This is a genomic window from Sorangium sp. So ce302 (assembly GCF_051530145.1).
GTDB lineage: Bacteria > Myxococcota_A > Polyangia > Polyangiales > Polyangiaceae > Sorangium > Sorangium cellulosum_B.
Map to the genome: position 1 here is coordinate 11,001,012 of NZ_CP150326.1, position 12,987 is coordinate 11,013,998.

At 71.7% G+C, this 12,987-nt stretch carries 14 protein-coding genes; 8 read left to right on the forward strand and 6 right to left on the reverse strand.

Annotated features, from left to right (window positions below):
* Positions 1-32: 32 nt before the first annotated feature.
* Positions 33-767: a TetR/AcrR family transcriptional regulator gene (locus tag WME73_RS41615; RefSeq protein ID WP_437913173.1), complete on the reverse strand. Its 735-nt coding sequence runs from the start codon at positions 765-767 to the stop codon at positions 33-35.
* An 80-nt stretch (positions 768-847) separates the two neighbouring features.
* On the opposite strand from WME73_RS41615, the gene WME73_RS41620 reads away from it, so the two are divergent.
* The 4 genes from WME73_RS41620 to WME73_RS41635 all read left to right on the forward strand — a co-directional run bounded on the left by WME73_RS41620 (position 848) and on the right by WME73_RS41635 (position 4,919).
* The gene (locus tag WME73_RS41620) at positions 848-1,555 is read left to right on the forward strand and encodes a TVP38/TMEM64 family protein (protein WP_437913174.1); all 708 of its coding nucleotides are present in this window, start codon (positions 848-850) and stop codon (positions 1,553-1,555) included.
* An 85-nt stretch (positions 1,556-1,640) separates the two neighbouring features.
* On the forward strand, positions 1,641-2,150 hold the full coding sequence (locus tag WME73_RS41625) for an AAA family ATPase (RefSeq protein ID WP_437913175.1): 510 nt from the start codon (positions 1,641-1,643) through the stop codon (positions 2,148-2,150).
* A gap of 128 nt (positions 2,151-2,278) precedes the next feature.
* Entirely contained in the window at positions 2,279-3,832 is a 1,554-nt protein-coding gene (locus tag WME73_RS41630) for an AAA family ATPase (protein ID WP_437913176.1), read from the forward strand.
* Positions 3,833-4,025: 193 nt separating this feature from the next.
* Positions 4,026-4,919 carry a class I SAM-dependent methyltransferase gene (locus WME73_RS41635; RefSeq protein ID WP_437741800.1) on the forward strand — a complete coding sequence of 298 codons (894 nt, stop codon included), beginning with the start codon at positions 4,026-4,028 and terminating at the stop codon, positions 4,917-4,919.
* An 18-nt stretch (positions 4,920-4,937) separates the two neighbouring features.
* Here the strand turns inward: WME73_RS41635 and WME73_RS41640 are convergent, their stop codons facing one another.
* Positions 4,938-6,221 carry a hypothetical protein gene (locus WME73_RS41640; protein ID WP_437913177.1) on the reverse strand — a complete coding sequence of 428 codons (1,284 nt, stop codon included), beginning with the start codon at positions 6,219-6,221 and terminating at the stop codon, positions 4,938-4,940.
* A 281-nt stretch (positions 6,222-6,502) separates the two neighbouring features.
* On the opposite strand from WME73_RS41640, the gene WME73_RS41645 reads away from it, so the two are divergent.
* The 4 genes from WME73_RS41645 (at position 6,503) to WME73_RS41660 (ending at position 8,930) form a co-directional block, all read left to right on the forward strand.
* Positions 6,503-6,730 (forward strand): hypothetical protein, encoded by a 228-nt coding sequence (locus WME73_RS41645; RefSeq protein WP_437741802.1) that lies wholly within the window; start codon positions 6,503-6,505, stop codon positions 6,728-6,730.
* Between the two features lie 184 nt (positions 6,731-6,914).
* The gene (locus WME73_RS41650; protein ID WP_437741803.1) at positions 6,915-7,439 is read left to right on the forward strand and encodes a hemerythrin domain-containing protein; all 525 of its coding nucleotides are present in this window, start codon (positions 6,915-6,917) and stop codon (positions 7,437-7,439) included.
* 48 nt (positions 7,440-7,487) lie between these two features.
* Entirely contained in the window at positions 7,488-7,961 is a 474-nt protein-coding gene (locus WME73_RS41655; protein WP_437913178.1) for a hypothetical protein, read from the forward strand.
* A 75-nt stretch (positions 7,962-8,036) separates the two neighbouring features.
* Complete coding sequence (locus tag WME73_RS41660) at positions 8,037-8,930, forward strand: CAP domain-containing protein (RefSeq protein ID WP_437741805.1); 894 nt, start codon at positions 8,037-8,039, stop codon at positions 8,928-8,930.
* Positions 8,931-8,945: 15 nt separating this feature from the next.
* On the opposite strand, the gene WME73_RS41665 is transcribed toward WME73_RS41660, so the two are convergent.
* From WME73_RS41665 to WME73_RS41680, 4 genes are all read right to left on the reverse strand, one after another.
* Positions 8,946-9,647, reverse strand: coding sequence for a tRNA-uridine aminocarboxypropyltransferase (locus WME73_RS41665; RefSeq protein ID WP_437741806.1), 702 nt, complete (start codon positions 9,645-9,647; stop codon positions 8,946-8,948).
* 70 nt (positions 9,648-9,717) lie between these two features.
* The gene (locus WME73_RS41670) at positions 9,718-10,527 is read right to left on the reverse strand and encodes a thioesterase II family protein (protein ID WP_437913179.1); all 810 of its coding nucleotides are present in this window, start codon (positions 10,525-10,527) and stop codon (positions 9,718-9,720) included.
* A gap of 66 nt (positions 10,528-10,593) precedes the next feature.
* Complete coding sequence (locus WME73_RS41675; RefSeq protein WP_437741808.1) at positions 10,594-12,210, reverse strand: (2,3-dihydroxybenzoyl)adenylate synthase; 1,617 nt, start codon at positions 12,208-12,210, stop codon at positions 10,594-10,596.
* 36 nt (positions 12,211-12,246) lie between these two features.
* Positions 12,247-12,978 carry a VOC family protein gene (locus WME73_RS41680; RefSeq protein ID WP_437913180.1) on the reverse strand — a complete coding sequence of 244 codons (732 nt, stop codon included), beginning with the start codon at positions 12,976-12,978 and terminating at the stop codon, positions 12,247-12,249.
* Positions 12,979-12,987 lie beyond the last annotated feature (9 nt).

A 12,987-nucleotide genomic window follows, 5' to 3' on the forward strand; every position in this document is an offset into this window, starting at 1 on the left:
GGCCGCCGCGCCGAGCTCGGGTGGCCCTCCGGCTATCGTGTCGTGCCGCGCGCCTTGCGCGCCGTGCTGCCGCGCCCCTTGCCCTCGCGGCGAGGGCCCGGCGCGGACGGCTCTCCTTGCCGTGATGGCGCCGCCTGCGGTGATTGCCCCGCCCTCGCCTCCCGGGCGCGCCGCTCCGGCAAGCACACGACGCGCGCGGCGATGGCCATGCCCTCGAGGAAGGCCTCGCGCGTCGCGGCGCCGTGCTTCAGGCCGCGCGCCGAGGAGACCAGGGTGTCCGCGAGCTGGCGCCCGGTGACCCCCGCGGGCTCGTAGGCGGCCGCGAGCCCGGAGGCGCGCAAGGCCTCGGCCACGGCCTCGACGAACCGCGCCTCGTGCTCGGCGACGAGGGGGCCGACGAGCTCGTTCGCGGCGGTCGAGAGATCCGCCGCGTCGGCCCCGAGCGCGCCGACGAACCGGCCGATCCACGCGTCGAACGCGGCCACGAGCCGCTCCTCCAGGGGGCGCTCCGCGTCGGCGAGCGCGGCCGCGGCCGCGGCGAGCGCGGTGTCGAGGAAGTGCCCCACGGACGCGCGGAAGAGCTCCTCCTTCGTGGCGAAGTGGAGGTAGAGGCCCTGCCGCGAGACGCCCGCCGCGCGCGCGACCTCGTCCATCGACGTCTTCCGGAAGCCGAAGCGCAGGAACACCGCGAACGCCGCGTCCATCAGCTTGCGGCGGCGCAGATCCTCGGCGGGTCTGTCGGTGGAGCTCGGGCCGCCCTCGTTCACGATGGTCAATATTGACAATAATAGACCAAATTGTCAACAGGAACCTTGACGGTGCGCAGGTGGGCTGTCAGGTACGTCGGGTGCGCCAGCCCGCCTCCCCGGCCGATCCCGCGCTCTCTCCCTTCCGCGCCCGCCGGGGGGTGAAGATCGGCGTGGTCGCCGCGGCCGCCGCGCTCCTCGTCGTCGCGCAGCGCATGGGGCTGTTCGAGATCTTCGGCGAGCCCGCGCGCATCAAGCAGGCGCTCCTCTCGCTCGGGCCGTGGGGGTATGTCGCGTTCGTCCTGGCCTACGCCGCGCTCCAGCCGTTCGGCGTGCCGGGCACGGTGTTCATCCTGGCGGCGCCGCTCATCTGGCCCTGGCCGGTGGCGTTCGCGCTCTCGATGGCGGGCACCATGGCGGCGAGCGTCGTGGGCTTCTCGTTCGCGCGCTTCGTCGCCCGCGACTGGGTCGCCGCGCGTGTGCCGGCGCGCTTCCGCGCCTACGACGAGGCCCTGAAGCGGCGGGCGTTCCTGACGGTGTTCGTGCTCCGCCTTGTCCTCTGGATGCCGCCCATGCTCCACGTCTTCTTCGGCGTCTCCGGGGTGCGCTTCTGGACACATTTCTGGGGCTCGCTGGCCGGGTACGCCCTGCCGCTCCTGGCGACTGCCTATTTCGGTCAACGGGTCTTCGACGCCCTGCGCGACGCGCCCCCGTCGGCGTGGGCCGGAATGGGGGCCGTCGCGGTGGCCGTCATGGTCCTTTTATGGTTCGCCAGGCGCTGCTCCACGCGCGGCGTCGTCCCCTCCTGACACTCTTGGCATCACGAGAGGCCCTGTCTCGCGCGAACGTGCGCGCCGCTTGCTCGCCGACAGCACCGCAGGATAGCGTCGGGGAATGGCGCGAATCCACCTGATCATCGGGCCCGTGGGCGCAGGGAAATCGACGTTCGCACAGCGGCTCTGCCGGGACCACGCCGCCCTCCGGTTGAACCTGGATGAATGGATGGCGCGGCTGTTCCGCCCCGATCGGCCCGAGACGGGGATCATCGAATGGTATCACGAGCGCACCGCGCGCTGCATCGAGCAGATCTGGAGCCTGACGAGGGGCTCGATCGACGTGGGCACGAACGTCGTGCTGGAGATCGGCCTGATCCGCCGGCGCGACCGCGAGCGGCTGTACCGGCGGGTCGACGCTGCGGGGTACGAGCTCACCGTCTACGTGCTCGACGCGCCCCGCGAGCTGCGTCGCGAGCGGGTCGAGCAGCGCAACCGCGAGAAGGGCGAGACGTTCTCCATGGTGGTTCCACCGGACATGTTCGAGCTGGCGAGCGACATGTGGGAGCCGCCCGAGGAGACCGAGCGCAGCGGGCGCGACATGCGGTTCATCGACACCACGGGCGGCTGATCCGAGCACGGGAGTCCCGGCCGCCACGGACGGCGCGAGCGAGGGCGGCGGCGCGTCCGGCGCAACCGACCCGCGCTCGGCCCAGCGGCCTGACCGCCGGGCCGCCCCTCGCGTGGTAGCTTTCGCCCGTGAAGCTCTCGTTCAACATCGCTGGCCCCTGCATCCCCGGCGAGCACTACATGCTGCCGCCCGAGCGCCGGCTCGGGCCGGTGCTCGATGCGATCGAGGAACGCAGGTACTTCACGCTCCACGCCGGCCGCCAGACGGGCAAGACCACCAGCGCCCGCTGGCTCGTCGAGCACCTGAACCACAAAGGCGACCTCGGCGCCGTCTGGGTCGACGTCCAGATCGCCCGCGAAGAGCCCGATCCGGCGAAGGCCTTCAAGGCCGTCCTCTACGCGCTCGACACCGCGATCGACCGCGACCTGCCCGACCTGGGCCGCCCCGCGGACGACGTCCGCCGCGTCGATCCGGCGAGCACCTTCGTCCTGCGCTACCTGCGCGATCTCGCGGCGCGCAGCGACAGGCCGCTGGTCGTGCTGTTCGACGAGGCGGACGGGCTCGTGGGGGCGGCGATGGTCTCGTTCTTGACCCAGCTCCGGCAGGGCTACCTCGACCGGAGCCGGATCCCGTTCCCCTCCAGCCTGGCCCTCATCGGCCAGCGCCAGGTGCGCGACTACGCGCTCGCCCTGGAGGAGCGGCGCGCGGTCGCATGGCTGGGCACGACGTCGCCGTTCAACATCACCGCCGAGGCGACGACGCTCGGCCCCTTCACCGAGGCCGAGGTCGCCGAGCTGCTCGCGCAGCACACCGCCGCGACCGGACAGCGCTTCGAGCCCGAGGCGGTGCGGCGGATCTGGGAGCTGGGACAGGGCCACCCGTGGCTGACCAACGCGATGGCCGACCAGATCGTCCGCCGCGACGTGGAGGACCGCGCCGTCCCGATCACGACAACACACGTCGAGGCGGCCAAGGAGACGCTCCTCCTGGAGCGCCGCTCGCACATCGACTCGCTCATCGCCCGGCTGCGCGAGCCCCGGGTGCGGCGCGTGCTCGATCCCATGCTGGCCGGCACGCAAACGGACAGCGATGTGCTCGATGACGATTTCTCCTACGTCCTCGGCCTGGGCCTGATCCGCTTCCACGGCGGGCGCTTCGAGATCGCGAATCCGATCTATCGCGAGGTCGTCCCTCGGGCGCTCACGTTCATTCGCCAGGCGCAGATCCCGGCCGAGCCCGCCGCTTACGTCCACCCGGACGGCTCGCTCGACATGGGCAAGCTCTTCACCGACTGGCAAGCGTTCTGGCGCAAGGACGGCCACCTCGCCGCCGAGGGGTTCGGGTACCGCGAGGCCGGGCCGCACCTGATGCTGATGGCCTTCTTGCAGCGGGTCGTGAACGGCGGCGGACGGGTGGAGCGCGAGTACGGGCTCGGGCGCGGGGCGCTCGACCTGATGATCTGCTGGCGCGAGGAGCGCCACGCCATCGAGGTGAAGGTCCGCCGCGACACCGAGACCGAGGCCGAGGCGCTCGATCAGGTGGCGCGGTACCTGGAGCACGCGGGGCTCGGCGAGGGATGGCTCGTGATGTTCGACCTGCGCAAGGAGCGATCGTGGGCAGAGAAGCTGTTCGTGCGCGAGGTGGCGCACGGGGGAAAGACGGTCCGCCTCGTGGGGTGTTGAGGCCGCGCCGGGGCGATGACCACCGAGCCGCTCCGCCCCGTGTCCGGCCTGGACGGCGACGGCGCCGCTCGGAGCTGCCGGGTCGGGATCGATGAACCGGAATCGACGAAATTTCCTCGCGTCACCGCGCCGCGGGGCCGCTGCCCAGGCCCTCGCGCGTTGAAAGCCCGCCGCCGGAGGCTATGCACGAGGCATGCGTGAGCGTCGCCCCAGCCAGACGGCATCCATCGTCGCCCTCATCCGGGCGCTCGCGGACCAGGGCCTGACCGATGTCCCGGGCTTCGAGGATCCGATCGTCCACCGGCTGCTGTCGCGCCGGTGGAGCGCCGCGCTGGCGCTGTTCGCGCGCCGGCTCCGGCGCCTGGACCCCGCGAAGCGCGCGCGCGCCCTCGCCCGGCTCTCCGCGGTCCCGCTGCGCGTGATGGCCATCGACATCGAGCTCGAGCGCGCGGTGGCGCTCGGGTGCCGCCAGGTCGCGAGCCTGGGGGCGGGGCTCGACACGCGCGCTTTCCGGATGAAGGCGCTCTCGGCGACCCGGTTCTTCGAGATCGATCACCCGGCGACGCAGGCCTTCAAGCGGCGCAAGGCGGCGGGGCTGCCGCCGCTCGTGGAGCAGCTGACCTACGTGCCCGTCAACTTCGAGCGCGACGCGCTCGCCGCGTGCCTCTCGGCGGCCGGCCATCGCTCCGACGAGCCGACCGCGTGGGTCTGGGAAGGGGTGGTGATGTACCTGTCGGACGAGGCGCTGCGGTCGACGCTGCGGGCGCTCGCCGACGCCTCGGCGCCGGGCAGCGTCCTCCTCGTGTACTACATGGAACCCCCCGAACCGCGCCGGGCGCAGCGCATCCTCCGCCTGCTCACGTGGCTCTGGAGCGAGCCGCTCATCGGCCTGCGCCGGCGCGAGGTGATGCTCGCGGAGGTCGAGCGGGCCGGGTTCCGAGCGCTGCGCGACACGGGCGCAGCGGACTGGGCACGGCAGCTCGGAGCCCCGTTCGCGCCGTCCAACCCGGCCACGAACACCCGGCTCCTCGTCGCCGAGCGGCCCGGCCCAGGCGCTGCCCCGCCGCCCGCTCGCCCGCCGGCCTGACCCGGCCGGCGTCGCGCCTCAGCTCCACGTCGCGGAGCGCCGCGGGTGGCGGGTCTCGATGGCCTCGGCGTGCCCCCGCAGCCCGCGCGCGGCAGGGAGGTTGCCGTGCTCCTCGAAGACGTCGGCAAGGGAGAGCCCGAGCACGACGATCTGCTGGGGCTTCTCCAGCGCGCCGACGGTCGGGGCCACGGAGCCGAGCAGCTCGAACGCCCGCCGCCACGCCGTCGCCGCGGCGTCCGGCATGTCGGCGTTGAGCGCCGCGTGGCCGGAGCAGCGGTGCATGTCCGCCGCGAACTCGTGGCTCCCGCGGCGGTTCGCGAGCTCTCCCGCGCGCGCGTACGCCTCCGACGCGTCCAGGAAGCGGCGCTGCTTGCTGTGCAGGCTGCCGAGCGAGGCGTAGGCCTCGGGGACGATCGCGAACAGGCCGCGCCGCTCCGCCTCCTTCAGCGCGGCGACGAACACCCGATGCCCCTCCTCGACAACGCCCGCCGCGATCAGCGAGCGCGCGCGCTGCATGGCGATGTGGAGGGCCTCCTCGCCCAGCCCCCGGCTCGCCAGCATCTCCTCGGCTCGTTGCTGGAGCTGCGCGGCCTCGGCGTGCCGCCCCGCGTGAAAACACGTGTCCGCCTCGTGCAGGAGGCGCCGCGCGGGGAGGAGCTCCGGGGCGCGGAGGGGCGACTCGGCGGCGATGCGCAGCTCCAGATCGGCGGGCAGGCGCCGCCCGCGCGCCGAGAGATCGGTGATCACGCGCTCGAGATCGGCGATGGCCGCGCCGTCGGCCTCCGGCCACACGACGCGGGACGCGCCCTCGCCGAGGCGCGCGAGCAGATCGCCGACGCTCGAGTGGACAGGGTCGACGAGGACCCAGCGCACGAGCGGGAGGTCGGGGCAATGCGCGAGCCAGAAGAGGTCGCGGGCATAGGCGCGCGGGTCGTCGACGTGCTGCGGCGCCAGCACGACGACCGCGGTCCCGTCCGGGGCGCTGGCGGCGACGTGCGCCGCGAGGGCGCTGGCGAAGGCGTCGAGCGGCTCGCGCAGCGGGCCGTCCTCGGGCGTCGCGAGCGCCGCCGGGGCGCCGAGCTCGCGCGACAGCGAGCGCTCTCGGGCCGCCCAGCCGCGGCTGGGCCCGTAGACCGGATCTGCCAGGACCCAGACGGGACGGGGCGCCGGGCCTGCTTCACCGAGCGCTCGCAGCAGCGCCAGCGTGTGGCCGTGGACGTGTGCCGGCACGATCACGTGCAGCAGGCGGGCTCGCTCGCCCGTGAAGATGGCGCTGAGCGCGCTGGCGAAGTCGTGGGTCATGTCGCGGTTCCGGGCGGAGTCTTGCTCCGATCGCCGCGGAGGCCAAGCGGAGCCGCCCACGTTGCGGTGCGGGGCCTCCCCTGCCCCTGCGCCGAGAGCGCCCGCCTCCCGGATCCTGGGCGGGCGGCCATTGCGCGTCGCAGGACGCCACGGTCGAGGCGATGTGTCTCAGGGGCGCGATCCCCGGATCCGAGGGTGGGGTGACGAGGAGCACGCGCGGGCGCTCGGCGCGGTTTGGCCCGGGCATTGCTGACATGGTCGAGCGCGGAGGAGAGGATACCGTGAAAACAGGGATTCGATCGCTGCTCCTGGGCAGCATGGTCATCGGTTGCGTCGGTGTGATCGGTTGCGGAGGCAACAAGCCTCAGCCGGAGGGGCCGGCCGAGAGGGCGGGCGAGGCCGCGGACGACGCCGCGCGCGACGTCAAGGACGAGGCGAAGGACGCCGCGGAGTCGACGGGCGACGCGGCCGAGAAGGCGGGTGACAAGATCGAGGAGAAGACCGACTAGCGGCCCCGAGCGATCTCGGGCCGTTCGCGTGGCGAGGGGCGAGCCCGTGCGCTCGCCCCTCGCTGCGTCTCGAACCGTGAGCAAGGCTGGCCGGAGCGCCTCGGGCGCGAGATCGCCCCGACCGGCGATGAAACCCGAACAACCCCGGCCGCGCCGAGGCGCGGCGCACCATGGAGGCAGGAAGATGAAAGCGACGTCATTGCTCGAGAAGCAGCATCGCAAGGTGGAGTCCCTCTTCAAGCAGCTCGAGAGCGGCAGGTCGGATCCGGCGCTCGTGCTCGCCGAGCTCGCCAACGAGCTCGCCGCGCACATGGCGATCGAGCAGGAGACGTTCTATCCCGCGGTGCAGCAGATCAAGGAGGACGTGATCCTCGAGAGCTACGAGGAGCACGCCATCGCCGAGCTCGCGCTGAAGCGGCTGCTCTCGACCTCCCCGGAGGATCTCTCGTTCAAGGCGCGCGTGACGACGCTGAAGGAGCTCATCCAGCACCACGTCGAGGAGGAGGAAAAGGAGCTCTTCCCGGCGGTCGAGAAGGCCGTGGACGAGAAGCGCCTCAGCGAGCTCGGCAGGTCGATGAAGGCGGAGTTCGAGCAGCGGCTGGCCGAGGGCTACGAGACGCTCCTGCCGGCGGGCTACAAGAAGACGTCCGCGGACCAGGCGAGCCACGCGATCCACGAGAGCCACGCGAACGGCGTGGCCCGGGCCTGACGAGGCCCGCTCGAGGAGAGAGGTCGAGCGGCGGTCCGGCGGTGAGACATGAAAGACGCGATCGGCTGGGTCAGCTCTGGCATCCTCGTGCTGACCATCGGCAATCAGGTCTACAAGCAGTGGAGGAGCAAGACGAGCCAGGGCATCTCGAGGTGGCTCTTCGTCGGCCAGCTGGCCGCGTCGATCGGGTTCGTCATCTACAGCTGGATGCTCGAGAGCTGGGTCTTCGTGGCGACGAACTCGCTCATGGCCGCGAACGCGCTCGCCGGCGCGACGATCGTCTATCTCCAGCGGAGGCGCCGCGCGCCTCCGTCGGCGGAAGACGAGGCCAGGCCCCGGCGAGCGTTCAAGTTTCCACGGGCCGCCGGCCCGCGGGGGCGACATCTGAAGGGCGGTCGCAGCTCGCTGGCATGCGTTGTCCTGTCTCGCACGAGTGGAATTCGAAGCAAACGAACACACATTCGTGCGACAAGCGCGCTTCTCTCCGCACAGACACGCGTGAAGCCCGCCAATCGAGCCTGAACCGCTCAAGCATGCAAAAGTGAAGCAGGATCGGTCGATGTTGAGCATGCGTCGAATGCCCCATAGACTCGACGGATGCTTAACCCTCGGACTCCTTCATGCGCCGTCGCGCTCGCCGCGACGTTCATCGGTGCTGTGCTGTCGGGCTGCGTCGGTGAGGTGGGCGACGGGTCGCTCGATGGCGAAGGCGGCGGGCCGTCGAGCGGCGCCGGCGTCGTGATCCACCCGGGAGACTCCGGCAGCGGACCGAGCACCAGCAGCGGCGGCTCGACCGCGGCGGGCACCGGCGGCTCGTCCAGCGCGGCGACCGGGGGCGCCGGCGGCTCGTCGGCCCAGGGAACCGGCGGCTCGGCCACGGCAGGCGCAGGCGGCTCGTCGGCCGAGGGCGCCGGCGGCGCCAGCAGCTCGGCTGCGCAGGGCGCCGGCGGCGCTGGTGGCTCGGCCACGGCGGGCGCCGGCGGCTCGTCGGCCGAGGGCGCCGGCGGCTCCTCCGCGCAGGGCGCTGGGGGCTCGGCCACGGCCTCGACCACGGCCGGCACCGGAGGCTCGAGCGGCGAGGGCTCCGGGAGCGGCGCCGGCGGCTCGGGCGGCGCCACGGGCGCGGCGCAGCTGTGCGTCGATACGATCAACGAGCACCGCGCCACGCTCGGCTTGCCGCCCCTCGCGCGCTGGGTCGAGGCGGAGTCGTGCTCCGATGGAGAGGCCGAGTCCGATGGGAACACCGGCGAGTTTCACGGCGCGTTCGGCGCTTGCGACGAGAACGCCCAGAACGAGTGCCCCGGGTGGGGAGGCCCGCCGGACTCGATGATCGTCCCGTGTTTGCAGCTCATGTGGGACGAGGGGCCGGGCGAGGATTTCGAGAAGCACGGCCACTACATCAACATGAGCAGCACCCGCTACACGAAGGTGGCTTGCGGGTTCCACACCTTCCCGGACGGCAGCGTCTGGGCGGTGCAGAACTTCCGGTGACGGGCGCGGAGACGCTCACGGGCCGCCTGATCCATCGGAAGCCGCGCTCGCGCGGGCCTCGGCGGATTCACCTTCTCCCAGGGCCGCGGCGCCCTCCTCGAGCTTGCCGGTGAGCCGCACGCGCGTCGCGCGGTGCACCCACACGTCGAACGCCTCGATCATGCGCCGCTCGATGGCCGGGCCCTCGAGCAGCCCGAGCGCGCGCGCGACGGCCTCCAGCGTCGACAGGGCGCCCTCGTGCGGCGCGCGGCGCAGGCCATAGCGGCTCGGCGCGCCCTCGGGCAGCGTGACCGGCTCGGCGCCGCGCGCGTCGGCATCCCGGTGGACCACGCGGCGCGCCTGGTTCCAGTTGCCGTCAGGGACGAGCAGCACCACCGGCTCGCCGCCCGCGTCGTCGGGCGTGAGGGTGCGCGCCTCGGGCGAAGGGAAGAGCACGAGCCGGCGCCCCTCCGGCAGCGGCGGGCGCGGCCGCGGCTCGATCTCGCCGCGCACGCGCACCTCCGCGCCCTCGAGCAGGCGCGCGACGAGCCGGCCCGTGTTCGTGCTCCTCGTGCGCTCGATCCGGTGGGTGAGCAGCACGACGCGCGTGCGCACGGGGAGCCGGGGCAGCGCGCCGCAGAGGCACATCGCCTGCGGCAAACCGCAGCCGCGGCAGCGCGGCGTCCCGCGCGCGCGGATGGGGGGCAGATCGGGCGGCTGCAGCGGGAGAAACGTCATCGCGTCCGGGCCGGGCGTTCTCCCACGCGCAGGCCGTCCCGGTCAAACGGCCCCACTGGACAGAGGAATTTCAGGGGAAATAGCCCCAAGGAACCTGCGCCAGTCCGAGGGGAGCCGTCGACCTGGAAGGGAGCCGGAACACGCGCAGCACCTCCGAGACGAACGCCCGTGGATCCTGCGTGATGTAGAAGTGATCGCCAGCCATCTCGCGCAGCTCGACCCGCCCTTCCAGCCAGTGCTTCCACGCCTCCACTTCGTCCTGACGGGCCTCATCGTCGGCGGATCCGTGGAGCAGGAGGGTCGGCGTCCGGAGACGCTTGGTACAGCGGTCCAGCGCAAGGCGGTAGCTCTCCGAGGCGAGGAAATCGCCGCGCAGCATCGGCAGGAATACCTCTCTGAGCTGCGCGTCGGTGCGGAATTCCGCTGGACACCCTCCCAGGCGGATCAGCTCCTCGACAAACCCTTCGTCATCGAGCGGGCTGAGCATGCGACGTGGGATCAGATGGGGAGCGTGGCAAGCGGACAGGACGATGCCGGCTGGCGCCCGGCCCCACTGCTCGAGCAAGCGGCACGCTTCGAACGCGATCTGCGCCCCCACGCTGTGGCCAATCAGCAGCCACTGGCCGCTGGGCGGCTCCGCGCACAGCTCGTGCGCCAGCTCAGACGCGGTGTGCTGAACGCTCCGCATCCCGGACTCGTGTAGACGATGGTCACGCCCCGGGTAGGTCACGAGGGACACCGAGACGTCCCCATGTGACATCGCCTTCCAGCTGCGGAAGGCGCTGTGGCTCCCACCACCGAAGGGACAGACGATCAGGTGCGGGCTGGACGGGGCAGGAGCGCTCAAGAGGCAGCGCAAACTTCGGGTAGAGCTGTTCATGGGTTCTCGGGTCGGTGTTGATGTCTCGAGGAACGATCGGCATCTGAACCGAGGCAAAGCCGTCGACTACCTGGGCATGGCTGGCGAGGCGCCACAGACCTGATTCGCCAAGGCCCGCTTGTTGACCTTGCCCACGCTCGTCTGCGGAAAGCTCTCCAGGACCATCAAACGATCGGGCAGCTTGAACGCAGCCACCCCCAGGCGGCCGAGATAGGCGTTCACCTCGGCGAGCGTGGGCGCCGCACCGCGCGCGATGATGCAGGCACAGGTGCGCTCCCCCAGGGTGGCGTCCGGGACGCCGACGATGGCGACGTCACGGATCGCCGGGTGAGCCATGAGGTAGTTCTCGAGCTCCTCGACCGGGACCTTCTCCCCTCCCCGGTTGATCACGTCCTTGCTCCGGCCTTCCACCACCAGGTGCCCGCCGGGGAGCCGCCGCACCAGATCTCCGCTCCGATAGAAGCCGTCGGCGGTGAACGCCCGGCGATTGTACTCCTCCGCGCGATAATATCCGCGGATTGTGTAGGGACCGCGGACCTGCAGCTCACCGACCTCGCCGTCCGCTACCTCGACATCCGAGGCGTCGACGATCCTCACCTCGTCGTCCTCGGCCATCGGCCGGCCCTGCGTGTCGATCACGGCGGACTCGGGGTCGTCGAGCCGCGTGAAGTTGAGCAGCCCTTCCGCCATGCCGTAGACCTGCTGCAGCCCGCAGCCGAGGACGGGTCGGACGCGCGCCGCCGTCTCGGCCTTGAGGCGAGCGCCTCCCGCCTGGATCCACCGCAAGCTGCTCAGATCGGCCTGCACCCACTCCGCCGCCTCGAGCCACAGCAGGACGAGCGGCGGGATGAGGGCGGTCACGGTGATCTTCTCCTGCTCGATCAGCCGAAACGCGGCCTCGGGGCTCGGGTCCTTGCAGAACACCACGGTTCCGCCGGCGTAGAGGGCGCCGAGGGCGCCTGGACACCCCAGGGCGAAGTTGTGCGCGATGGGGAGGCTCACCAGGTACCGGGTGTTCGCGTCCAGGCCCGTCACATCGGCGCTGAGGCGGACGTTGCAAACATAGTCGTCGTGGGTACGGGGGATCAGCTTGGGAGCGCCGGTCGTGCCGCCCGACAGCAAGAGCAGGGCGACATCGCGCGCGTCCGGCCCGGCCATGATCTCCGGCGGCGCGTCCACCTCGGCGAGCGGCACGAACTCCTCTGCGTCGCCCACCACGAGGACATGCCGGAGGCTCGCCACCCGCTTGCATACCGAACGGGCGAGCGACCGGTAATCGAAGCCGACATGCATGTCGGCGATCACATAGGCGACCGACTGGGAGAGCTCTGCCAGATGCACGATCTCCGTCTCTCGATGCGCCGGCAGCGCCAGCACCGGGATGGCCCCGATCCGGAACAGCGCGAAGCACAGGGGCAGAAACTCGGCGATGTTGGGCAGCTGGACCAGGACGCGCTGCTCCTGCGCGATGCCGAGCCGGCGCAGCCCGGCGGCCATGCGATCCGCGCGCTCGTCGAGCTCCTGGTACGTCCAGCGACGCGCTCCGTCGACGACGGCCACGCGCGCCGGCGTCGCTCGGGCCCGCGTGCGCAGCATCTCTCCCAGGCGCTCGCCTCGCCAGTACCCCGCTTCGCGATAACGATCCACGAACTCAGCGGGCCAATCGACACATCCACTCAACATGGAAGCTCCCTCGCTTTCACCGACGTTCGTCGGCGCTCACTGTCCTGCGCTTCGATGCGCGCGGCCCGGGTCAGCGTTCGGGCGGGCGGGCAGCACGGCCGCGCCGTGCAGGAGGGTCGGGTCGAGATCGGCGGTCAGGCCGGCGATCTCGATGGCGCGGACCCCCGTCACCTCGGCGGGCTCGAGCGCGAACGTCGGGTCGTCACCGACGATCCGGCGCACCGCCTCTCGATGCTCGGCGCGGACCCCCATGCGCACCCGGCTGAGCCTCTTGGCCCCGTTCGGATGGCGGTTCTCTCTCGGATGTTGAGGCGGATCGTAGGGGGTCACGATGAACGGGAGACGATCGTTCGCCGGATAGGCAAACTTGAAGCGGATCTCCTGGCCATCGGGCTTCGTCCGTCGCCACCCGATGGCTCTGCCGACGGGGACCCCTGCCTCCCGCAGCGCGGCGAGCTCACGGTCGAGAGCGTGCGTGTCCACCACGACCGCCACGTCGCAGAAGCCCTCGCCGTGCTCGGACCAGCGGATCATCCGCCGGCCCGAGCCGCGCCCGGCCATCAGCTCGATCGGCCACTTGAACCACCGCGCGCTGCGCGGCGTCGTGAGCAGCTCGACGATGGGGCCTTCCGTGAACCAGATGTGCGCGTGCTGGGCCTTTCGCTCGGGTGTCGCGTAGTCCACCTTGAACCCGAGCTCTCTGTAGTCGCGCACGGCTTGATGAATGTCGCGCACCCATACCAAGACGTGGCTGCAAGAAGTCGCCATGTTCATTTC